Origin of the sequence: Microbacterium sp. SORGH_AS_0888 (assembly GCF_030818905.1) — a bacterium.
Lineage (GTDB): Bacteria > Actinomycetota > Actinomycetes > Actinomycetales > Microbacteriaceae > Microbacterium.
This window is the reverse complement of sequence record NZ_JAUTAZ010000001.1, coordinates 1,799,815-1,820,408: the sequence shown is the minus strand read 5'-3', so window position 1 is coordinate 1,820,408 and position 20,594 is coordinate 1,799,815. Positions and strand designations below refer to the sequence as shown.

Genomic DNA, 20,594 nt, shown 5'->3' with positions numbered 1-20,594 from the left:
ACCGTTGAACATGCGGTTTCCGTGGCGAAGAGTGGTGATCACGACGATCGTCCTCGGGGGCTTCGGCCTCTACTGGGCGTCGATCGCTTTCGCCTGGAATCCGCCGCTCTGGCTCGTGGTGACCGGAGCGGTCACCGGGATCCTGATCGTGTCGCTCGTGTCCGTCCGCCCGAGGAGCCGCAGCGGCAGTTCCGATCTGTACGCCTCCGATGTGTACTCGGACGTCTATCTCGGCCGCCGTCACCCCGAACACCCCTACAAGGACGCGCAGCCCGCCTCCCAGATCGGTGACGCACTGCCGCCCGATCCGATCGCGAGCGCCATCCCCCGGTCACCCCGGACGCCGGACGACACGACGTCGTGAGGGGCGCAGGCGGATCGGCGTCCCCTCACGCGGCGCGGATGTGCGCCGCGATCCGGGGGTAGATCTCGCGGGCCAGGGCGTCGTCGCCGTCGTAGGCGTGGTCGGCGCCGGGCACCTCGATGAGCTCCACGAGTCGCCCGCCCGCCCGCAGCCGCTCGGCGTAGCGGACGTCCTCGTCGTGCAGGATGTCGTCCGTGCCGGTGATCATGACGGCCGGGGCGATGCCGGCGATGTCCGCCGTCTCGCCGACCGCGGCGGGGGAGACGAGCGGGTCGGCGCGTCGGGTCCGGTCCGGCACGTAGGCCGAGTCGAACACCTCGCCCATCCACGGCCGGAGCATCGGCTTGTCGCGCGGCGAGTGCTTGCGCGCTGCGGGGATCGTGAGATCCAGGGGCGGGTAGTGCAGCACCTGCAGGCGGATGTCGGGTCGCCCCGCGTCGAGCGCCTGGCGCGCGGCCGCGGCGGCGAGCGCACCGCCCGCGCTCTGGCCGCCGATGGTCAGGCGCGACGCATCCCATCCGTGCGCCGAGGCGTTCGCGACGACCCACCGCACGATGTCGTAGGCCTGCGCGGCGGGGACCGGGAAGGGATGCTGAGGCGCCACCGCGTAGTCGACGTCGACCACGTCCACGCCCGCCTCCTGCGCGATGCAGCGGCAGAGCGCGTCGTCGCCGTGCAGCTGCCCGATGATGTAGCCGCCGCCGTGGAAGTTCACGTGCACGGGGCGGGGCCCGGAACCGGCCGCCGCTCGGTAGACGACGGCGGGGGCCGCCGGCGTCACGGGGATCACGAGCTCGCTGCGCTCCGCGACGAACTCCGGCAGCCGGTCCCGGGGATCGACACCGCCCGACTGCTTCGCCGCCATGGCCGGCATCGCCTTCTGCATGCGTGCCGCGAGGAAGGCGGCGATGTGACGCTCGGCGAGGATCGACATCCCGATCAGCCCTTCTTCCCGAACCGCGCCCGGAGGTCCGCCTTGCGGACCTTGCCGCTCGCGGTGCGGGGCAGGTCCTCGACCACGACGACGTTCTTGGGCAGCTTGTACCGCGCCAGCACGCCGTCCAGCTGCGTGCGCACGGACTCGGTCGTGACCTCGGCATCGCCTTCGCGCACCGTCACGACCGCCCAGGGCACCTCGCCCCAGCGCTCGTCCGGCACCCCGATGACGGCGACCCCGGAGATCCCCTGGATGTCGCTGATGAGGTTCTCGACCTCGGCGGGATAGATGTTCTCGCCGCCGGAGATGATCATGTCCTTCAGCCGGTCGGCGATGAACAGGTAGCCGTCCGCGTCGAGGTAGCCGAGGTCGCCGGAGCGGAACCAGCCGTCGTCCGTGAAGGCCGCGGCCGTCGCCTCGGGGAGTCCGTGGTAGCCGAGGAACACGTTGGGGCCGGAGATCTCGATCTCGCCCACGGTCCCGCGCGGGACCATGTCGCCGTGCTCGTCCGCGATGCGCACGTCCGTGAAGAAGTGCGGGAGGCCGACGCTGCCCTGCTTGACGCGGGTCATGTCGGCGGCGAGCGAGGTCGCCCCCGGCGAGGTCTCGGTCATGCCGTAGCCCTGGGAGAAGCGCAGGCCGCGCTCCTCGTAGGCGTTGAGGATGCGCGTGGGCACGGCCGAGCCGCCGCAGGTCAGCTTGGTCAGCGACGACACGTCCGTGCTCTCCCAGCTCGGGTGCTCGGCCATGAGCTGGTAGGTCGTGGGCACGCCCGAGAGCATCGTGATGCCGTGCCTCTGGATCAGCTCGAGCGCGCGGCCCGCCTCGAAGCCCTTCTCCAGCACGATGGTGCCGCCCATGAGGAGGACGGGCATCGCGCCCATGCCGAGCGAGGCGACGTGGAACAACGGGGAGATCAGCAGCGCGGTGTCGGCGGTCGACACGTCGTAGTCGACGATGCAGTTCATGGCGCACCACGTCAGGTTGCCGTGGCTGAGCACGGCTCCCTTGGGCTTGCCGGTGGTGCCGGAGGTGTACACGATCGCGACGGGGTCGTCCAGCGAGACCGCCGCATCCCGGTGCCCGGCCGTGGCCTGCTCGATGAGGCGGGTGAGCCCGGGGAACCCGGTCACCCCCTCGCCCGTGACGATCACGTGCGCGATCCGCGCGGCCTCGATCGCGGGGGTGACCCGCTCGGCGAACTCGGGGTCGTGCACGAGCGCGCGCGCCCCCGAGTCGGTGAGGACGTGCTGGATCTCGGGAGGCGCGAGCCGGGTGTTGACGGGGACGAAGACCGCGCCGAGCTGCGCGCAGGCGAACAGCACCTGGAGGAACTGCGGGCTGTTCTCGCCGAGGTAGGCGACGGCATCCCCCTTGCCGATCCCGCGGTGGGCGAGCACGGCCGAAACGCGGTCGACCGTGTCGGCGAGCTCACGATAGGTGAGGGAGGCCTCCTGGAAGACGAGCGCCGTCTTGTCGGGGGTCTTCAGCCGGCGCTTGGCCATCCAGGAGCCGAGTCCATGGTTGTGCATCGTTGCGGTCCTCTCCGTCGAGGCAGTGTCAGACGAAGGATAAGGGTCAGGCGTAGAAGCGCGACAGGCTGCGGGCCACGACCGCGGGCTTCGTGCCGCCCTCGATCTCGATCGTCACGTCGACCACGAGCTGGTAGCCGCCGGGCACCTCGGTCACGTCGGCGACGGTGCCGCTCAGGCGGATGCGCGAGCCCACCTTCACGGGCGACACGAAACGCACCTTGTCGAGCCCGTAGTTGACCTTGGTGCCCACGCCGTCGACGTCGAACACCGAGCTCTGCAGCGGGATGAGCAGCGACAGCGTGAGGAAGCCGTGGGCGATCGGCGCGCCGAAGGGGCCCTCGGCGGCGCGCTCCGGGTCCACGTGGATCCACTGGTGGTCGTCGGTCGCGTCGGCGAACGTGTCGATGCGGTCCTGCGTGACCTCGAGCCACTCGGACGGGCCGAACTCGGTGCCGGCGGCGCCGGCGAGGTCGGCGTAGTCGAGCTTCACAGCGGTCATGGTTTCTCCTTCGATGGATGCGGTGGGTCAGACGAAAGCGGAGCGGTCGGGTGAGGGCGCGGCCCACGATCAGCGCGTTGATCTCGTGGGTGCCCTCGTAGGAGTAGACGGCCTCGGCGTCGGCGAAGAAGCGGGCCGCATCGTGCGCGAGGAGGATCCCGTTGCCGCCGAGCACCTCTCGTCCGAGCGCCACGGTCTCGCGGGCGCGCAGGGATGTCGTCATCTTCGCGAGCGCCGAGCTCTCGTCGCTCCAGTCGCCGGCGTCCTGGCGGGCCGAGAGCCGGGCGACGAGCCCGAGCGAGGACGTGAGGTTTCCGAGCATGCGCGCGAGCTTCTCCTGCACGAGCTGGAAGCCGCCGATCGGGCGGCCGAACTGCTCCCGTTCGCGGGTGTACCGGACGGCGGCGTCCAGGGCGCCGGCCTGCACCCCGGTCGCGATCCACGCGACATCCGAGCGCATCGCGCGGAGCAGCCGTGCGACATCCCGCCACGAGTCGACCCGCTGCAGCCGTGCCGACTCGGGCACGCGCACGCCGTCGAGTCGGATGTCGAAGTTCTGCATGGGCCGCAGGGCGACCTTGCCCTCGATGAGGGCGAGGGAGAGCCCGGTCGTCTCGCGGGGCACGAGGAAGGCCTTGACCTGGCCGTCGGCGGTGTCGCGGGCGAACACGGTGATGAGCTCCGCCGTGCCGGCGCCGCCGATCCAGCGCTTCGCGCCCTCGAGCACCCATGTGTCGCCCTCGCGGCGTGCCGTCGTGGCGAGGCCCCCGGCGACGTCCGAGCCGTGGTCGGGCTCGGTGAGGGCGAACACGCCGGTCGTGCGGAACGTGCGGATGCCGGGGTCCAGGGCTTCCGCCTGCTCCGGCGACCCGCCGAGTCGGACGGCCGTGCGGAAGAGCCCGGACTGCGCGTTGTAGAGGGTCGCCACGGAGGCGTCGGTGCGCGCGAGCACGTAGTTGCGCCATCCGGAGAACGTGCTGGAGTCGGCCTCCTCGGGCGTCACGCCCTCCGGCTGCATGAGATCGAGCGGCGCGAGGGCCGCGAGCACCGTGTCCGGCATCGTCGCGGACTCCCAGGAGGCGGCCAGCGTCGGCCGGACCTCGGCGTCGAGGGTGCGCTGCAGACCTTCGAGCGCGGCGAGCGCAGCCTCGCTCAGCCCCGCCGTGGCGAAGCCGTAGGGGTCGAAGCCGACGGCGGTGTCGTTCGTGAACATCGGGCGGTCCTCAGCCGAGGCCGAGCAGACGCGCGGCGTTGTCCTTGAGGATGCCCGGCATGACCTCGGGCTTGAGCGCCGTCCGCTCGACGTCCCGCAGCCATCGGTCGGGGGTCAGCAGGGGGAAGTCCGAGCCGAAGAGGATCCGGCTCTTGAGGTAGGAGTTGGCGGCTCGCACGAGCGACTCCGGGAAGTACTTCGGGCTCCAGCCGGACAGGTCGATCCAGGTGTTGTGCTTGTGGGTCGCGACGCTCAGCGCCTCGTCCTGCCAGGGCACGGAGGGGTGGGCCATGATGATCTGCAGCTCACCGAACTCGGCGGCGACGGTGTCCAGCAGCATGGGGTTCGACAGTGACAGCCGGAACCCGCGGCCGCCCGGCATCCCCGCCCCGATGCCGGTCTGACCGGTGTGGAACAGCGCCGTCACGCCCGCCTCCTGCAGCGCGGCGTAGAGCGGGAAGAAGCGTTCCTCGCTCGGGTCGAAGCCCTGCACCGTCGGGTGGAACTTGAACCCGCGCACGCCGTGCGTCTCGATGAGGCGCCGGACGCGGTCGACGGCGTCGGCGCGGTTCGGGTCGACGGAGCCGAAGGGGATCAGCACGTCGTTGTTGCGGGACGCGCCCTCGGCGATCTCCTCGTTCGAGATCGGCGGGTGACCGAGCGTCGTCTCGGAGTCGACCGTGAACACGACCGCCGCCATGTGGCGCTCGCGGTAGTAGGCGGCGACGCCGTCGAGGTCGGGTCGCTCGACGTCGGCGCTGAAGTACGCCGACGCGGCGGCCGCCAGGTCGGCGGGGAGCGAGGAGTGCCCGTGGGCGTCGACCTCGATGTGCACGTGCACGTCGATCGCCGTGATCGAGGCGAGGTCGATTGCCGGCTCGTAGCGGGTGGTCACCGCTGCAGCTCGTCGGGCAGCGGCGGGAAGGTCTCGCCGACGGACTGCTCCTGGTAGAGGCCGGGGAACTCCGCCTCGAGTGCCTCGACCGACCATCCGCCCTCGTGGTACGCGGTGACGACCGCCTCGGGGTGCGACCACAGCTGCAGCCGGTCGCCGCCGATGCCGATGGCCTGGCCGGTGATGGATGCCGCGTCGTCGCCGGCGAGGTAGGCGATGAGTCCGGCGACGTCGGCCGAGGTGCCGAAGCCGAGGTCGTGACGGAAGAAGGCGGGCATCGGCTCGCCCTTCGCCTCGGCCTCGACGGCCGCGGCGAAGTAGGGGAGGGTCGCCGTCATGGCGGTCGCCGCCACCGGGATGACCGCGTTGGCGGTGATGCCCGCGCGCTTGAGCTCGAGGGCCCAGGTGCGCACCATGCCGACGATGCCGGCCTTCGCGGCGGCGTAGTTGGTCTGGCCGAAGTTGCCGCGCTGGCCCGTGGGGGAGCCGATGGCGATGATGCGACCGGGGATCTGGTTCTCGCGCATGTAGGTCGCGGCCTCGCGCACGCACGTGAACGTGCCGCGCAGGTGCACGTTGATCACGGTGTCGAAGTCGTCGTCGCTCATCTTCCAGAGCACGGTGTCGCGGAGCACGCCCGCGTTGGTCACGAGGATGTCGAGGCGCCCGTAGGTCTCTACGGCCGTGCGGACGAGCTCCTTCGCGGTCTCGGTGGGACCCACGGGGGCGACGACCGCGGTCGCAGTGCCGCCGGCATCCGTGATGGTCTTCACCGCGGCGTCGGCCGTGGCGGCGTCGACGTCGTTGATGACGACGGATGCGCCCTGGCGGGCGAGCTCCTGGGCGTAGGCGAGGCCGAGGCCGCGTCCGGACCCGGTGACGATGGCGACTTTGCCGTCCAGGCTCATGCGATGACTCCTTCGTTGAGGGTTCCAGGAAAACGCAGATCGTTGAGAATGTCAATAATGTGGTCTGCGGGGTATCGATGCCTATACTGAGCAGATGTCCGAGCCCGCCGCCCGCCCCGTCGCGGCGGGGCCCGCGCGGCTGTGGGCCTCGACGGTCGGCAGCGACACGAGCTTCCTCCTCGCCCGCGCCAACGCGCTGTCGCTGCAGCGGATCACGCGCACGCTCGCGCCGTGGGACCTGAAGGTGCGCTCCTACTCCGTGCTGGCGCTGGCCGCCGCCGACGTCCGGCCGACCCAGCGCGAGCTCTCCGAGTTCCTCCAGCTCGACCCCAGCCAGATCGTCGCGCTGATCGACGCGCTCGAGACCCGCGGACTCGTCACCCGCGAGCCCGACCCCAACGACCGCCGGGCCAACATCCTGATGTGCACGGATGCCGGGCGGGTGCTGCATGCCGAGGCCCAGGCCGCCGTCGCGCTCGCCGAGAGCGAGCTCTTCGAGGGCATCGACTCCGCCGTGCTCGACGCGGTCGTGACGGGCCTGCGCCACCTCGCGGCCGACCCCGGGCTCGACGGCGCCGATCGCCCGTCCCGGCCCTGACGGAGTCTCGGCTGCGGCCGTGCCGTGCTTGCCTGCGGCCGTGCCGTGCTTGCCTGCGGCCGTGCCGTGCTTGCCTGCGGCCGTGCCGTGCTTGCCTGCGGCCGTGCCGTGCTTGCCTGCGGCCGTGCCGTGCCGTACGTGCGGCCGTGCAGTGCCGTGCCGTGGGTGCGTGCCCGCGGCCGTCCTGCGGGGATTGTTCGCGGCGCGCCGGGCTGGACCCGGGTTTCGCGGCGTGTCGACCACGATCCCCGCAGGTGCGGATGTCGGGGCTCAGCCCCGATCGAGCACGTACCGGTCGCGTCCGACCGCGATGCCGACGACGAGCTGCGCGAGCATGATCGTCAGCACGAGCCCGAACGGCAGGAGCCATCCGCCGTCCAGAGCGTGCAGCAGCCCGAACGCGACGGGGCCCGCGGCCGCCAGCAGATAGCCGACCGACTGCGACATCCCCGACAGCGCGGTGGATGCGGCGTTGTCGCGGGCGCGTTCGGCCATGAGCGTCAGCGACATGCCGAGCGAGGCGCCGGCTGACAGGCCGGACGGCAGCGCCCAGAGCGTGAGCAGATCGGGTGCGGCCAGCATCCCGACGACCGCCACGATCGAGAACACCGGGATCGCCGCCGGCGCCCAGCGGCGGGCCCGGCTGCGGAGGAACGCGGGGAGCGCGAGAGAGCCGACGATGCCGAGCACCTGGTAGATCATGACGTCCAGGCCCGCCGCGACGGGGTCCCGACCGTGCGCCGTGGCATACGGGGCCAGCCACGTCAGCTGCACATAGAACGCGGCCGACTGCAGGCCCATGTAGCCCGCGACCTGCCAGGCGACCGGGTCCGTCCAGATCCCGGTGCGCGCCTGACCGCGCACGTGCCGCACGGGTGTCTCGCGCGGCAGCCGCCGCATCGCGAGCACCCACGAGACGACCGCGATCGGAAGAAGGATGCCGGTGGTCGCGAGCGCGCCGCGCCAGCCGAGCGGCGCGGCGGGAGCGCCGAGCTGCGACACCGGGACGACGATCCCGGAGGCGACCGCTCCCACGCCCGCGAGCAGCGCCGTGTACACGCCCATGGTCGCCGGCACCCGCTCGCGGAAGTCGCGCTTGATCACGGCGGGCATCAGGACGTTCGCGATGGCCAGCGAGGCTCCGATGATGGCCGTGCCGAGCCAGAGGTTCGCGCTCGGGCCCGGCAGCGACCGCCACACGGTGCCCACGGTCAGGGCGATGAGCGACCACAGCAGCGTGCGCGACATCCCGAACCGCTGGCTCAGCCCGTGGGCGAGCGGGGAGACGAGGGCCCATGCCGCAAGCGGAATGGAGGCGAGCGCGCCGAGGGCGACCGTCGTGGTGCCGAGGTCGTCGGCGATCTGCTCGAGCAGCGGGCCCACGCCCGTGATGGTCGTGCGCATGTTCGCCGCGATGAGGCAGACGGCGATGAAGATGGCCGAGCCGCGGCGCCCGCACCGCCTCATCCGCTTGATGGCCCATGAGCACCGGACTCTACCCGACGTGGCACGAGCTGATGGAGGCGGCGGAGTAGCGTGGACGGGTGAGCCCCACGCCGCGCCGGTCCGGCGTCCTCCTCCTCGTCATCGCGATCGCGACGATCGCGATGATGCTGCGAGCGCCGATCGTCGCGGTCGCGCCGGTGGCGCGCACGATCGGGACGGACCTCGGCGTCTCGGCCGCCGTCGTGGGGCTGTTCACCAGCATCCCGGTGCTCGCGTTCGCGGTCTGCTCGCCGCTCGCGATCGCCGTCGTGCGTCGCGGGGGTCCCGATCTGGCCCTGACGCTGAGCATGATCGGCGCGGTGGCCGGATGCGTCGTCCGCTCCCTCGACGGCCTTCCGACGGCCCTCATCGGCACGGCGCTGATCGGCGTCTTCCTCACGATCGGCAACGTCGTCGTCCCGGTCGTGATCGCGCGGGACTTCCCGCCCAGCCGTGTGCACCTCATGACGGGCGTCTACACCTCTGCGATCAATGTCGGCACGATGACCGTGACGGTGGCCACGGCCCCGCTCGCGGCGGCGACCGACTGGCGCACGGCCATCGCGGTGTGGGGCATGTTCGGCGTCGCGGCGCTCGCTGCCTGGGTGGGGCTGCGCGGATTCCGGGGAGCGTTCCTGCCGGCGCCGCGATCCGAGTCCGCCGATGCTGCGGCCGGGCGGCCGTCCGTGCTCCGCGCCGGGACGACGTGGGTGCTCGGAGCGGCGTTCGCCGGGCAGGCGTTCTCGTACTACGCCGTCACGGCCTGGCTCCCGACGCTCCTGACCGACCGGGGCTTCGGCTCGGAGGCATCCGGTGCGATCGCGGCGTTCTTCCAGGTCGCCGGCATCGCCGGAGGTCTGCTCGTCCCGGTGCTCACGACGCGGGTGTCGATCATGTCCGGGGCGCTCGCCGTCGGACTCGGCTGGCTCACCGTGCCGATCGGGTTCCTCGTGGCCCCCGAGCTGTGGTGGCTGTGGTGCCTCATCGGCGGCGCGGCGCAGGGCGGCGGGCTCACGGTCGTCTTCATCATGGTCGCCGCGCTGGGAGGCGGTCCGCGCGAGATCACCGGCCGCTCCGGGATCGTCCAGGGCATCGGCTACGGTCTCGCCGCCCTCGGCCCCACGATCGTCGGCGGCGTCCACGAGTGGACGGGCGACTGGACGCTGCCGCTGCTGGTCATCCTGCTCGCGGTGCTGCTGTTCGGCGTGCTCGGGGTGGGCGTGGCCGCGCGCCTGCGCCGCGCCTGAGCCCGGGGCGGGTGCCCACGTGCCGGGCGGCGCCCCGGCGCCGGGAGCCGTCGACGCGGGCGCACCGCCCCCGGCCGCCGCTCAGAGCTCGGTCGTGAGGGGCCAGCCGGTGTAGGCCTCCGCGAGGTACGTGCGTCCGGCCTCCGACTCCACGACGCTGCGGAGCTCCCCGACCTGACGGCGGCGATCGAAGTCGCTCGCCCCGGGCGCGACGTGCAACATGCTCGTCATCCACCAGGAGAAGTGCTGCGCCTTCCAGATGCGGCGCGACGCGACCTCGGCGTACCGGTCGAGCGGCCCCTCGTCGCCCCGCAGCAGCAGCGCCTGCAGCGCGCGGTCGAGGAGGACGACATCCGCCACCGCGAGGTTCATCCCCTTCGCGCCCGTGGGCGGGACGGTGTGGGCGGCGTCGCCGACCAGGGCCACACGCCCGCGCCGCAGCTCGTGCGCCACGAAGCTGCGGAATCGGAGCACGTCGCGCTGGAAGATCGGACCCTCCTTGAGCGTGGTGCCGGGCACGCGCTTCTGCAGCGCCTCCCACAGCTCTGCCTCGGTCGCGGCGGTCGGGTCGGTCTCCGGGTCGCACTGGAAGTACATGCGCTGCACGGTCGCCGAGCGCTGGCTGATGAGCGCGAAGCCGTCGGGGGAGTTGCTGTAGATGAGCTCGTCCGAGCTCGGCGGAGCCTCGCAGAGGATCCCGAACCAGGCGAACGGGTACTCGCGGAAGTAGCCGCCGGTCGACGAGCCGGTGACGGCTGCGCGCGCGACCGAGCGGGAACCGTCGGCGCCGACCACGAAATCGGCTTCGATCGCGAGCCCGCGGCCGTCCGCATCCGTCGCGATCACCCGGGGCCGGTCGGACTCGGCGTCCTCGACGCGGTCGGCGCTCACGCCGAAGCGGATGTCCTGACCGGCTGCGAGCCGCGTCGCGATGAGGTCCTTCAGCACCTCGTGCTGCGGGTAGAGCCAGACGTGCCGGCCGACGAGTCCGGGGAAGTCGATGCGGTGCCCTTCGCCCTCGAAGCGCAGCTCGATGCCGTCGTGGCGGTGCCCGTCGCGGAGCACGCGGTCGCTCGCGCCGGTCTCGGTGAGCACCTCGACGGTGCCCTGCTCGAGGATGCCGGCGCGGATCGTCGACTCGATGTCGTCGCGGCTGCGGGAGTCGATCACGACCGACTCGATGCCCGCGGCGTCGAGCAGGTGGCTGAGCAGGAGCCCGGCGGGGCCGGCCCCGACGATGGCGACCCGGGTGCGGACGGTCTCGGTCATGGCGTCTCCTTCGACGGATGCGGTTGGGCTCCCTCAGCATGCCCGCCCCCGCCCTCTCACCCCACCCATTTCCCATTGAACGGCACTCTCCCGCCCCGTCGTGGGTCGGAGGGTGGGGCGGGGGCCGTCAGAAGGGGCGGTCGGCGCGCAGCGCGGCCTCGATCCCCGCGGCCGCGCGGCGCAGAGCCGACACGGATGCGGCGGGGTCCGTGTCCCGCGGCAGCACGACCGACAGCGCCGCCACGACCTCGCCCGCATCGCGGATCGGCGCCGCCACCCCCGTCGACACGGCCTCGACGGTCCCGGGAGCCACGATGTACCCCTCGCGGCGGATGCGCGCGAGCACCCGGCGGAGGGCGTCGGCATCCGTCTCCGTCTCGGGTGCGACCCGGGCCAGGGGTCGGGCGAGCACGCGCTCGCGCAGTGCGGGCTCCGCGTGCGCGAGCAGCACCATGCCGGAGGAAGAGGCGTGCAGCGGCAGCCGGCCCGCGATGCGGGTGATGTTCGCGCCCGCCTCGGGGTGCGAGAGACGTTCCAGGAACAGCGCCTCGTCCTGCTCCAGGACCGCGAGCTGGGTGTGCTCGCGGATCTCGGACTGCACGCTCGCCATGAACGGCAGCGCGGCCTGCCGCAGCCGCAGCGCGGTCGAGCCCCGCAGCGCGAGCTCCCACAGGCGCAGGCCGAGCCGGATGCGGTGGTCCTCGTCGCGTTCGAGGAGCCCGGCGTCGACGAGCTCGCCGACGATCCGGTGCGCCGTCGACGACGGCAGGTGCGCCCGTCGCCCGATCTCGGCCGCCGTCTGCACGGTTCGCTCGGTCGTGAACGTCTCGAGCACGCGGACGAGGCGCTCGGTCATCGAGTCGCCGCTCGGCGAGTTGGCCATGCCGACAGCTTCCCACGCGCCGTCGGCGCCCGGCCGTGCACGTCGTCGATCGTGGACCCCGCGCCCGGCCGTTCACGCCGCGGGCTCCACGCCCCGGCCATGGACGCCGCGAGTCCCACGCCCGTGCCGTGCACGCCGTCGGCGCGCCCGGTAGCCTCGACGCGGGAGGACGCTCATGGTGGAGGGGATGCTGCAGCGCATCATGCGGCTGCTCTCGGCCTTCGACGAGGACGCCCCCGAGCTCACCGCCGCGCAGCTGGCCGCCCGGAGCGGACTGCCGCTGTCGACCGTTCATCGCCTGCTGGCCCAGCTCGTCGCGGAGGGGGTCGTCGGGCGAGCCGGCAGCTACGGCTACACGGTCGGGGCGCGGCTGTGGGAGATCGGCGAGCTGTCGCCCATCGCCCTGCGGCTGCGAGAGACGGCGCTGCCCCACATGGTCCGGCTCTACGAGGCCACGGGCGAGAACGTGCACCTCGCCGTGCTCGACGCGCCGACCCCGCGGACGGCGACCGTGCTCTTCGCGGGGCGCCTGACCGGCCGCGCCTCGGTGCCGACGCTCGGACGCGGCGGCGGGCGGCATCCGCTCCACACGACCGGTGTCGGCAAGGCGCTCCTCGCCACCTGCGACGACGCCTGGCTCGACGCCTACCTCGCTGCGCCGCTGCTGCCGGAGACGACGCTCTCGATCACGGACCCGGCGGTGCTGCGCGCCGAGGTCGACACCGTGCGGGTGCGCGGCTACGCCACGACGCACGGCGAGATGACGCTCGGCAATGTGTCGGTCGCCGCGCCGCTCGGGCTCGTGTCCGATCTGCCGCGGGCGGCGATCGGCGTCGTCGCGCACGCCGACGAGACGCTCGAGCGGCGGCTCGCGCCGATCGTCGTGCAGGCGGCGAAGGAGCTCACGCGCGCTCTCCGTCAGGATTGAGGCCGCCGCACCTGGCGGGTGCTGCGGCGCAGGGCGGCGGCGGTCGACATCCCACGACCCTCCTCCTCCGCGGCCATTCCCACTGGGTGAGAGCGGATGCGGTGGCCCGCCGCGCCGCGGTGCCACGCTGGGAGGGCTACCCACCCAGGGTCCGTCGAAGGGGACACCCATGACCGATAGTCAGCCCACCGCCGCGGCGCCGGAGACGCTCCTCGCCTCCGCGGACATGCCGTCGCAGCGGCAGATCAATGACGAGATGGCGGCGATCCACGCCGACGCCGAGGCGCGCGAAGCGGCGGGCGCCGAGGTCCCGAGGACGCTCTACGACTTCGCCCCGTACCGCTCGAGCATCCTGCGCCATCCCACCAAGAACCCGCGTCTTGTCGACCCCGAGACCATCGAGCTGTTCTCGCCCGCCTTCGGGCAGCGGGATGTCGCGATGATCGAGTCCGACCTGACGCTCCAGCACACCGGCGAGCCCCAGGGCGAGCGCATCACGGTCACCGGGCGCGTGCTCGACAGCTGGGGCCGGCCGCTGGCGAACCAGCTCGTCGAGATCTGGCAGGCCAACGCGGCGGGCCGCTACATCCACCAGCGCGACCAGCATCCGGCACCCCTCGACCCGAACTTCACGGGCGCCGGCCGCACGATCACGAACGACAACGGCGAGTACTTCTTCACGACGATCAAGCCCGGCCCGTACCCGTGGAAGAACCACATCAACGCCTGGCGTCCGGCCCACATCCACTTCTCGCTGTTCGGCAGCGGCTTCACCCAGCGGATCATCACGCAGATGTACTTCCCCGGGGACCCGCTGTTCGCGCTGGACCCCATCTACAACACCATCCGCCGTCAGAAGGACAGGGATGCGCTCATCTCGACCTACGACCACGACCTCACGGTGCCCGAGTTCTCCATGGGCTACCGCTGGGACATCGTCGTCGACGGTCCCGACGCCACCTGGTTCGAGCCCGAGGGAGCGCACTGACATGTCCGACACCACCGAGACCCGCACCCGCCGCATCGCCGCGGCCGGCGCGCCGACCCACGAGGCCACGGCAGGTCAGACGATCGGCCCGTTCTTCGCGTTCGGACTGAAGTACGACAAGATGCACGAGGTCGTCTTCCCGCACACGACGGGGGCGATCGTGCTCTCCGGCACGATCTACGACGGCGCCGGCGCTCCGATCCCGGACGCCTGCATCGAGATCTGGGGCGCCGACAGCGACGGCACGATCTCCCGCGCCCGCGGCGCCCGCCGCCGGGACGACCACACGTTCACGGGCTTCGGCCGCTCGTTCACGACGGATGAGGGCGGCTACGACTTCTGGACCCGCAACCCGGGTGCCGAGGCCGGCAAGGCGCCGTTCTTCGCCGCGATCGTGTTCGCCCGCGGGCTGCCGAACAAGCTGCACACGCGCATCTACCTGCCCGACGACGAGGAGCTGCTGGCAGCCGACCCGCTGCTCGCCTCGCTCGACGAGGCCGAGCGTCGCACGCTGATCGCGACCCGTACGCCCGACGGCGACCTCGTCCACGACATCCATCTGCAGGGCGAGGCGGAGACCGTCTTCCTGACCTTCTGAGCGCGAGAGACCCCCGGCGCACCGCCCGGGGGTCTCCGCGCGTCCAGTAGCCTGCCGAGGGCGGGAGCGTTCCCGCGCGAAGGAGGAACCATGCCGGCGGTCGATGAAGGACTGCTCACACCGGTCGCGGCCGACGCCGACGCGGAGGTGACCGACGCCGCTGTCGCGAGCGCGCTCGTCGCCGCCGAGGTCGCGCTCAGCCGCGCCTGGGCGGCGGTCGGCGCGGCTCCGGACGCCGCGGTGTCCGCGATCTCCGAGGCCCTCGGCTGGGCGGGCCCGGGCAGCGGGTGCGACACCGCATGGCTGTCCGTCCCGCGGTTGGCGGCGGCATCCGTCGCGGGCGGCAATCCGGTGATCCCGCTCGTGGGCATGCTGAAGGACCGCGTGCCCGTCGAGGCCCGCGCCTGGGTGCACCGCGGCGCGACCAGTCAGGACGTGCTCGACTCGGCCCTCATGCTCGTCGCCCGCCGCGCCGGGCGGGAGGCCCTGCAGACGCTGCGTCGGACCGAGTCGCTGCTGGCCGGCTTCGCGGTCGTGCACCGCGACGAGGTCGCCGCCGCCCGCACGCTCACGCAGCACGCCGTGCCGACCACGATCGGCGCGCGGGCCGCGAGCTGGCTGCGCGGCGTGACGCGCGCGCGGGTGCGCCTGGCCGAGGCCGTCGGCCAGCTCCCCGCCCAGCTCGGCGGGGCGGGCGGCACGCTCGCGGCGTTCGTCGAGATCGGCGGCCCCGAGGCCGCGGCATCCCTTCCCGTCGCCTACGCCGCCGAGCTCGGCCTCGCCGCCCCCGCCGCACCCTGGCACGTCACCCGATGGCCCGTCACCGAGCTCGGCGACGCGCTCGTGCAGGCGATCGACGCGGCGGGCAAGGTCGCCGCGGATGTCGCGACCCTCAGTCGTACCGAGATCGGCGAGCTCGCCGAGGGCGCGGGCGGCGGATCCAGTGCGATGCCGCAGAAGCAGAATCCGACCGCATCCGTTCTGCTGCGCTCGGCGGCGCTGCGCGCGCCGCAGCTGGGCGCCACGCTGCACCTCGCCGGCGGGTTTCGCGGTCGACGAGCGCCCGGACGGCGCCTGGCACGCCGAGTGGCCGACGCTGCGCGAGCTCCTGCGGCTCACACTCGGCGCGACCGCCACGCTCCGCCGGCTCGTCGAGGGACTCCACGTGGATGCCGACGCCGTCGCCTCCGACGCGGCGCTCACCGACGGGCTCATCGTGTCCGAGCGGCTCTCGATCGTGCTGACGCCCGTGCTCGGCACGGACGAGGTGACCCGCATCGTGGCCGCCGCGGGCGCCGGCGGGGATCTCGCGGCGCTCGTGCGCGAGTCGCTCGAGGCGGCCGTCGACCGGGCGCCGGGCGCCGCGCACCCCGCCGACGACGTCGAGGCGCTCCTGGACCCCGCCGGCTACACGGGCCTCGCGGGGCTCCTCGTCGACCGCGCCGTGGCCGACGCGCCGGCGGACGCCGCCGGAGTCGCCCTCCCCGTCGCCGACGCCCCCGCGCCCGCATCCCCCGGGCCCGCATCCCCCGACGCCCCGTTCACAACTCAGGCAGAACCGGGCGCGGAGGCGCCCGCGGGCCGGCCGACGGCGATTCTGCCTGAGTTATGAACACCGCAGCCGCCCCCGTCCCCGAGGAGACCCCATGACCGTCCCCCCTCTCCACTTCACGGCGCCGGAGGGTCCCGACGGCGCCCCGCTGCTGGTGCTCGGACCCTCGCTCGGGACGTCGACGATCCTCTGGGAGAACGCGGTCCCGGCTCTGCGCGAGGAGTTCCGTGTCACGGCCTGGGACCTGCCCGGACATGGCGAGTCGGCGCCGACCGCGGCGGCGTTCACGGTCGGCGAGCTGGCCGACGCGGTCGCCGACGGCGCCCGCGCGCTCGGCTCCGACCGCATCCGCTACGCCGGTGTCTCGCTCGGCGGCGCGACCGGGCTCGAGCTCGCGTTGCGGCATCCCGAGCTGGTCGAGCAGGCCGCGATCGTCGCGTCGGGCGCGCAGCTGGGCGACCCCGCGGCCTGGCGCGACCGTGCGGCGCAGGTGCGCGCGCAATCGACGTCGGCGCTCATCGTGTCGTCGGGGCAGCGGTGGTTCGCGCCGGGGTCGATCGAGCGCGAGCCGGTGCTGTCCGGCCGGCTGTTCCATGCCCTGCAGGACGCCGACGACGAGTCGTACGCCCTGTGCTGTGAGGCGCTCGCGGTCTACGACGTGCGGGAGCGGCTGGGCGAGATCGGGATGCCGGTGCTCGCGCTGTGGGGCGAGTTCGACCAGGTGGCGCCCGAGGTCAGGTCGGTCGAGATCGCGACCGGCGTGCGCGACGGCCGTGCGGTGCGGATCGCGGACGCCGCCCACCTGCCGCCGGCCGAGCAGCCGGAGGCGACCGCCACGGCCCTGCTCGACTTCTTCGCGGGGGAGGGGCGGCGATGACGCGTCCGGCCGGCGAGGGGCTCAGCGACGAGGAGCGCTACGACCAGGGCATGGCCGTGCGGCGGGCGGTGCTGAGCGATGCGCACGTCGATCGGGCGATCGCGAACACGACGCCGACGACGGCCGACTTCCAGGACTTCATCACCCGTGTGGCCTGGGGCGACGTGTGGTCGCGGCCGGGACTCGAGCGGCGGATGCGGTCGGTCGCCGTGCTGTCCTCGCTCATCGCGCTCGGGCACCACGAGGAGTTCGTGATGCACGTGCACGCGGCCCTGCGCAACGGGCTGTCCGCGGCGGAGATCCGTGAGGTGATCCTGCAGTCGGCGGTCTACGCGGGCGTCCCCGCCGCGAACACGGCCTTCCGCCTGGCGGCCCCCATCCTCGACGAGGCCTAGCCTCGAGCCCTCCCGCCTCGCTCCGCGGCGCACGCGTGGGGTCAGCGAGGCGGGTCGCGCGGGTCCTCCAGCTCCGCCAGCGGTCGCCAGCTCGACTCGAGCTGCGCGAGCGTGAGGCCCGGAGCGAGCTCGGCGAAGTTCTCGACGTGCATGAGATCGATCGCGAAGATCCGCCCGGCGTCCGGCGGGATCTGCGCACGGAGCGCGACGACGACCGGGTTGTTCTGCCACGGAAGGCCGTCCATGCCGCAGGCCGACCCGTCGGCGGCGAGGATGGCGCTGAAGGGGGGCGCGTCCTTCGGGCTGACCTGGATCCTCGACATCGGAAGCGGGGGCCGGGTGGTGATCACCTCCGAGACCTCGTCAGGCGTGTAGATGGTGAGGAGCGCGCGCCGGACGGCGGGGTAGTCGAGGATCGCCCGGTCCTCGAACGTGAGCACCTGCATGCTCCCGCTCACGGCCTCACCCCCGGACGGCGAGCGAGCGGGCGGCCCGGCGCGCGCCCTCTCCGAGCGCCTCGAGCTTGGCCCACGCGATGTCGGCGTGCACGCGGCCGCCGAGTCCGCAGTCCGTCGAGGCGATGACCCGGTCGGGGCCGACGATGTCGACGAAGCGGCGAATGCGCTGCGCCACCAGATCGGGATGCTCGACGACGTTGGTCGCGTGGCTCACGACGCCCGGCACGAGCACGAGGTCGTCGGGCACGAGGCCGGCGTCGGCCGCATCCTGCCATGCCGTCCACTCGTGCTCGTGGCGAACGTTCCCCGCCTCGAACGAGATCTGCCCGACGTTCGCGGTGAGCACGACCGGCAGGATCTCGGCGATCGGGATGTCGGTCACGTGGGGGCCGTGCCACGATCCCCAGCACACGTGCAGGCGCAGCCGCTCCCGCGGCAGCCCCGCGATGGCGTGGTTGAGCGCGTCGACGCGCTTCTGCGTGAACGCGCGGTAGTCGTCGGTCGAGGGCTCCGGGTTGATCTGGTCCCAGTTCTCCGCGAGCGAGGGGTCGTCGATCTGCAGGACGAGCCCGGCATCCGTGATGGCCCGGTACTCCTCGCGCAGCACCTCGGCCCAGGCCCAGAGGTGCGCGTCGTCGTCCTCGTAGTGCTCGTTCCACACGCGCGAGCCGCTGCCCGGCGAGATCGCGGTGAGGAAGCCCCGCTCGCCCGGTCGCAGCGCGCTCGTGAGGTTGCGGATGTCGGATGCCGTCGCCTCCTGCCCGCGGTACACGAGCGGACCCGTCGTCGTCGGGAACGCGGTCGCGGGCTTGCCCGCGAAGGCGCCCGAGCGGGGATCGGAGTACACGGCGGAGAACAGGTGTCGGTCGCGGCGGTCGACGAAGGAGGTGAGCTCGATGTGCCCGGGCGTCGAGCGCGCGATGGGCTGCGTGAACAGGTTCGTGTCGGTGAGCGAGAGCCCGCCCACGCGCTGGAACGAATAGGACCACCAGGCGCCGTAGTCGATGGGGTTCGACATCGCCTTGCCGTACTCGCCGTCGCCCGGCACCGTGATGCCGGCGTCCCGCTGCCGCTGCACGACCTCGCCGACCGCTGCCGCGACGAGCTGCGCGAACTCCGGCGTGCTCTGCAGCGTGAAGCCGTCGTCCTCGAAGGTGCGGGCGGCGTTGGCGTCGATGAGCGCCTGCGACCTCGGCAGGCTCCCCGACGTGGTGGTGGCGATCGTGGTCATCGCGCGCTCCTCGGCTCGGGCGGGGAGGACGTCCCCCGCGCCGCGACTCTACCCCGGTGTGCTGGAGGCGCCGGAGTCGTTGACGGTGTGTGACGCGCCGCGCCCGCGCAGCCGGATCAGGACATCTCGCCGCCGCAGGCCGCTTCCGCGCCTTTTCCTCCTGCGTGTGCGAGATGTCCTGATACCGCGCGGGTGGATGCGGCGACTCCGGATGTCGAAACCCTCGCCCGCGGCCCTTGCCCGTGACCCCCGCCGCGGCGTAAACTGTTCTGCATACGAACATGCGTTCGCAGAGCGAACATCCGAAGGAGGATGGATGATCGACAAGACCGTCACCGACGTCGAGTCCGCGGTCGCGGGCATCGGCGACGGCGCCACTGTGATGATCGGCGGCTTCGGCCGCGCCGGCCAGCCGGTCGAGCTCATCGACGCGCTCATCGCGCACGGCGCCGCCGACCTCACGATCGTGAACAACAACGCCGGCAACGGCGACACGGGCCTCGCCGCGCTCCTCGCCGCCCGGCGGGGTGCGCAAGATCATCTGCTCCTTCCCCCGGCAGAGCGACTCCTGGGTCTTCGACGGTCTCTACCGTGCCGACGAGATCGAGCTGGAGCTCGTGCCGCAGGGCAACCTCGCCGAACGCATCCGCGCCGCGGGGGCGGGCATCGGGGCCTTCTTCTCGCCGACAGGCGTCGGCACGACGCTCGCCGAGGGCAAGGAGGCGCGCGAGATCGACGGGCGGCAGTACGTGCTCGAGTACCCGATCCGCGCCGATTTCGCGCTCATCAGCGCCCGGCTGGGCGACCGCTGGGGCAACCTGGTCTACCGCGAGACGGCCCGCAACTTCGGCCCCATCATGGCCACGGCCGCCCGCACCACCATCGTGCAGGTCGACGAGATCGTTCCGCTCGGTGCGATCGACCCCGAGGCGGTCGTCACCCCCGGCCTGTTCGTCGACCGCGTCGTCGCGGTCGGCGAGCGTCCGTGGCTGCGCGACGGCGAGTTCGTCGGCGGGGTCGACATCGAGGGGCGCCCGCTGATCCACGACGACACCAAGGAGGACGCCCGATGACGACCCGCATCTCCCGCGAGGACCTCGCCCGGCGCATCGCCGCCGACATCCCCGAGGGCTCCTACGTCAACCTCGGGATCGGCGCGCCGACGCTCGTGGCCAACTTCCTGCCCGCCGACGAGGAGATCATCCTCCACACCGAGAACGGCCTGCTCGGCATGGGGCCCGCACCCGAGAAGGGACGCATCGACCCCGACCTCATCAACGCGGGCAAGCAGCCGGTCACGGCGCTTCCGGGAGCGGCGTACTTCCACCACGCCGACTCGTTCGCCATGATGCGCGGCGGCCATCTCGACGTGTGCGTGCTGGGAGCGTTCCAGGTGAGCCAGACCGGCGACCTCGCGAACTGGTCCACCGGTGCTCCCGGCGCGATCCCCGCCGTGGGCGGGGCCATGGATCTCGCGATCGGCGCGAAGGACGTCTACGTCATGACCGATCTGCTCACCAAGCAGGGCGAGTCGAAGCTCGTCGAGTCCTGCTCCTACCCGCTCACCGGTGTCGGGTGCGTGTCCCGCGTCTACACCGACTACGCCGTGTTCGATGTGACCGAGACCGGTTTCGCCGTGCGTGAGCTGTTCGGCGACAACACGATCGACGAGCTGCGCGCGCTCACCGGGCTCGCGCTGGCGGATGCCGCGACATCCGCGGAAGGGAACTGAAC

General features: G+C 72.6%; 20 protein-coding genes and 2 pseudogenes. 11 read left to right on the top strand and 11 right to left on the bottom strand.

From position 1 onward, the window contains the following. The first annotated feature begins 4 nt into the window (after positions 1 to 4). Positions 5 to 364, top strand: coding sequence for a hypothetical protein (locus tag QE381_RS08830; protein ID WP_307217366.1), 360 nt, complete (start codon positions 5 to 7; stop codon positions 362 to 364). Positions 365 to 389: 25 nt separating this feature from the next. On the opposite strand, the gene QE381_RS08825 is transcribed toward QE381_RS08830, so the two are convergent. The 6 genes and pseudogenes from QE381_RS08825 to QE381_RS08800 form a co-directional block, all read right to left on the bottom strand. Next, on the bottom strand, positions 390 to 1,298 hold the full coding sequence (locus QE381_RS08825; RefSeq protein WP_307217364.1) for an alpha/beta hydrolase fold domain-containing protein: 909 nt from the start codon (positions 1,296 to 1,298) through the stop codon (positions 390 to 392). Between the two features lie 5 nt (positions 1,299 to 1,303). Beyond that, positions 1,304 to 2,833, bottom strand: a complete 1,530-nt coding sequence (gene menE, locus QE381_RS08820; protein WP_307217362.1) for an o-succinylbenzoate--CoA ligase — start codon at positions 2,831 to 2,833, stop codon at positions 1,304 to 1,306. A 46-nt stretch (positions 2,834 to 2,879) separates the two neighbouring features. Further along, positions 2,880 to 3,335: a MaoC family dehydratase gene (locus tag QE381_RS08815; protein ID WP_307217360.1), complete on the bottom strand. Its 456-nt coding sequence runs from the start codon at positions 3,333 to 3,335 to the stop codon at positions 2,880 to 2,882. A gap of 112 nt (positions 3,336 to 3,447) precedes the next feature. Beyond that, positions 3,448 to 4,353, bottom strand: a pseudogene (locus QE381_RS08810) (acyl-CoA dehydrogenase family protein); the annotation flags it as partial. 205 nt (positions 4,354 to 4,558) lie between these two features. Continuing rightward, complete coding sequence (locus tag QE381_RS08805; protein ID WP_307217358.1) at positions 4,559 to 5,443, bottom strand: amidohydrolase family protein; 885 nt, start codon at positions 5,441 to 5,443, stop codon at positions 4,559 to 4,561. After that, complete coding sequence (locus QE381_RS08800; RefSeq protein ID WP_307217356.1) at positions 5,440 to 6,351, bottom strand: SDR family NAD(P)-dependent oxidoreductase; 912 nt, start codon at positions 6,349 to 6,351, stop codon at positions 5,440 to 5,442. The genes QE381_RS08805 and QE381_RS08800 overlap by 4 nt, the downstream gene beginning before the upstream one ends. 94 nt (positions 6,352 to 6,445) lie before the next feature. Here QE381_RS08800 and QE381_RS08795 point away from each other — a divergent pair, with 94 nt between their 5' ends. Continuing rightward, on the top strand, positions 6,446 to 6,949 hold the full coding sequence (locus tag QE381_RS08795; protein ID WP_307217354.1) for a MarR family winged helix-turn-helix transcriptional regulator: 504 nt from the start codon (positions 6,446 to 6,448) through the stop codon (positions 6,947 to 6,949). A 270-nt stretch (positions 6,950 to 7,219) separates the two neighbouring features. On the opposite strand, the gene QE381_RS08790 is transcribed toward QE381_RS08795, so the two are convergent. Continuing rightward, positions 7,220 to 8,416, bottom strand: coding sequence for an MFS transporter (locus QE381_RS08790; protein WP_307217352.1), 1,197 nt, complete (start codon positions 8,414 to 8,416; stop codon positions 7,220 to 7,222). A 77-nt stretch (positions 8,417 to 8,493) separates the two neighbouring features. Here QE381_RS08790 and QE381_RS08785 point away from each other — a divergent pair, with 77 nt between their 5' ends. Further along, positions 8,494 to 9,681 carry a CynX/NimT family MFS transporter gene (locus QE381_RS08785; protein ID WP_307217350.1) on the top strand — a complete coding sequence of 396 codons (1,188 nt, stop codon included), beginning with the start codon at positions 8,494 to 8,496 and terminating at the stop codon, positions 9,679 to 9,681. 81 nt (positions 9,682 to 9,762) lie between these two features. On the opposite strand, the gene QE381_RS08780 is transcribed toward QE381_RS08785, so the two are convergent. Then, positions 9,763 to 10,950 (bottom strand): 4-hydroxybenzoate 3-monooxygenase, encoded by a 1,188-nt coding sequence (locus tag QE381_RS08780; protein ID WP_307217349.1) that lies wholly within the window; start codon positions 10,948 to 10,950, stop codon positions 9,763 to 9,765. Between the two features lie 127 nt (positions 10,951 to 11,077). Continuing rightward, positions 11,078 to 11,833 carry an IclR family transcriptional regulator gene (locus QE381_RS08775; RefSeq protein ID WP_307217347.1) on the bottom strand — a complete coding sequence of 252 codons (756 nt, stop codon included), beginning with the start codon at positions 11,831 to 11,833 and terminating at the stop codon, positions 11,078 to 11,080. 187 nt (positions 11,834 to 12,020) lie between these two features. Here QE381_RS08775 and QE381_RS08770 point away from each other — a divergent pair, with 187 nt between their 5' ends. The 6 genes from QE381_RS08770 (at position 12,021) to pcaC (ending at position 17,171) form a co-directional block, all read left to right on the top strand. Continuing rightward, positions 12,021 to 12,761, top strand: a complete 741-nt coding sequence (locus QE381_RS08770; protein ID WP_307217346.1) for an IclR family transcriptional regulator — start codon at positions 12,021 to 12,023, stop codon at positions 12,759 to 12,761. A gap of 169 nt (positions 12,762 to 12,930) precedes the next feature. Then, positions 12,931 to 13,749, top strand: a complete 819-nt coding sequence (gene pcaH / locus QE381_RS08765; protein WP_307217344.1) for a protocatechuate 3,4-dioxygenase subunit beta — start codon at positions 12,931 to 12,933, stop codon at positions 13,747 to 13,749. 1 nt (position 13,750) lies between these two features. Further along, complete coding sequence (pcaG, locus tag QE381_RS08760) at positions 13,751 to 14,347, top strand: protocatechuate 3,4-dioxygenase subunit alpha (protein ID WP_307217342.1); 597 nt, start codon at positions 13,751 to 13,753, stop codon at positions 14,345 to 14,347. Positions 14,348 to 14,437: 90 nt separating this feature from the next. Beyond that, positions 14,438 to 15,952, top strand: a complete 1,515-nt coding sequence (locus tag QE381_RS08755; protein ID WP_307217340.1) for a lyase family protein — start codon at positions 14,438 to 14,440, stop codon at positions 15,950 to 15,952. 41 nt (positions 15,953 to 15,993) lie between these two features. Then, complete coding sequence (locus QE381_RS08750) at positions 15,994 to 16,776, top strand: alpha/beta fold hydrolase (protein ID WP_307217339.1); 783 nt, start codon at positions 15,994 to 15,996, stop codon at positions 16,774 to 16,776. Continuing rightward, complete coding sequence (gene pcaC / locus QE381_RS08745) at positions 16,773 to 17,171, top strand: 4-carboxymuconolactone decarboxylase (RefSeq protein WP_307217337.1); 399 nt, start codon at positions 16,773 to 16,775, stop codon at positions 17,169 to 17,171. The genes QE381_RS08750 and pcaC overlap by 4 nt, the downstream gene beginning before the upstream one ends. A 41-nt stretch (positions 17,172 to 17,212) precedes the next feature. On the opposite strand, the gene QE381_RS08740 is transcribed toward pcaC, so the two are convergent. Both QE381_RS08740 and QE381_RS08735 read right to left on the bottom strand, forming a co-directional pair. Further along, a complete protein-coding gene (locus QE381_RS08740) occupies positions 17,213 to 17,629 on the bottom strand; it encodes a hypothetical protein (protein WP_307217335.1) in 417 nt (138 codons plus the stop codon). A gap of 4 nt (positions 17,630 to 17,633) precedes the next feature. Then, positions 17,634 to 18,860, bottom strand: coding sequence for a cobalamin-independent methionine synthase II family protein (locus QE381_RS08735; protein ID WP_307217333.1), 1,227 nt, complete (start codon positions 18,858 to 18,860; stop codon positions 17,634 to 17,636). A gap of 316 nt (positions 18,861 to 19,176) precedes the next feature. Between QE381_RS08735 and QE381_RS08730 the strand changes: the two are divergent. Together QE381_RS08730 and QE381_RS08725 are read left to right on the top strand one after the other, a co-directional pair. Continuing rightward, a pseudogene (locus QE381_RS08730) lies at positions 19,177 to 19,933 on the top strand (3-oxoacid CoA-transferase subunit A). Further along, a complete protein-coding gene (locus tag QE381_RS08725) occupies positions 19,930 to 20,592 on the top strand; it encodes a 3-oxoacid CoA-transferase subunit B (RefSeq protein ID WP_307217331.1) in 663 nt (220 codons plus the stop codon). The pseudogene QE381_RS08730 and the gene QE381_RS08725 overlap by 4 nt, the downstream one beginning before the upstream one ends. Positions 20,593 to 20,594: the final 2 nt, after the last annotated feature.

Bases quoted from the DNA above. Each gene is read 5' to 3' on its own strand.
- pcaH (WP_307217344.1), top strand. From the start codon at position 12,931: ATGACCGATAGTCAGCCCACCGCCGCGGCGCCGGAGACGCTCCTCGCC.
- QE381_RS08755 (WP_307217340.1), top strand. From the start codon at position 14,438: ATGCCGGCGGTCGATGAAGGACTGCTCACACCGGTCGCGGCCGACGCC.
- pcaC (WP_307217337.1), top strand. From the start codon at position 16,773: ATGACGCGTCCGGCCGGCGAGGGGCTCAGCGACGAGGAGCGCTACGAC.
- QE381_RS08795 (WP_307217354.1), top strand. From the start codon at position 6,446: ATGTCCGAGCCCGCCGCCCGCCCCGTCGCGGCGGGGCCCGCGCGGCTG.
- QE381_RS08750 (WP_307217339.1), top strand. From the start codon at position 15,994: ATGACCGTCCCCCCTCTCCACTTCACGGCGCCGGAGGGTCCCGACGGC.
- QE381_RS08780 (WP_307217349.1), bottom strand. From the start codon at position 10,950: ATGACCGAGACCGTCCGCACCCGGGTCGCCATCGTCGGGGCCGGCCCC.
- pcaG (WP_307217342.1), top strand. From the start codon at position 13,751: ATGTCCGACACCACCGAGACCCGCACCCGCCGCATCGCCGCGGCCGGC.
- QE381_RS08725 (WP_307217331.1), top strand. From the start codon at position 19,930: ATGACGACCCGCATCTCCCGCGAGGACCTCGCCCGGCGCATCGCCGCC.
- QE381_RS08790 (WP_307217352.1), bottom strand. From the start codon at position 8,416: ATGAGGCGGTGCGGGCGCCGCGGCTCGGCCATCTTCATCGCCGTCTGC.
- QE381_RS08815 (WP_307217360.1), bottom strand. From the start codon at position 3,335: ATGACCGCTGTGAAGCTCGACTACGCCGACCTCGCCGGCGCCGCCGGC.
- QE381_RS08735 (WP_307217333.1), bottom strand. From the start codon at position 18,860: ATGACCACGATCGCCACCACCACGTCGGGGAGCCTGCCGAGGTCGCAG.
- QE381_RS08825 (WP_307217364.1), bottom strand. From the start codon at position 1,298: ATGTCGATCCTCGCCGAGCGTCACATCGCCGCCTTCCTCGCGGCACGC.
- QE381_RS08800 (WP_307217356.1), bottom strand. From the start codon at position 6,351: ATGAGCCTGGACGGCAAAGTCGCCATCGTCACCGGGTCCGGACGCGGC.
- QE381_RS08770 (WP_307217346.1), top strand. From the start codon at position 12,021: ATGCTGCAGCGCATCATGCGGCTGCTCTCGGCCTTCGACGAGGACGCC.
- QE381_RS08775 (WP_307217347.1), bottom strand. From the start codon at position 11,833: ATGGCCAACTCGCCGAGCGGCGACTCGATGACCGAGCGCCTCGTCCGC.
- menE (WP_307217362.1), bottom strand. From the start codon at position 2,833: ATGCACAACCATGGACTCGGCTCCTGGATGGCCAAGCGCCGGCTGAAG.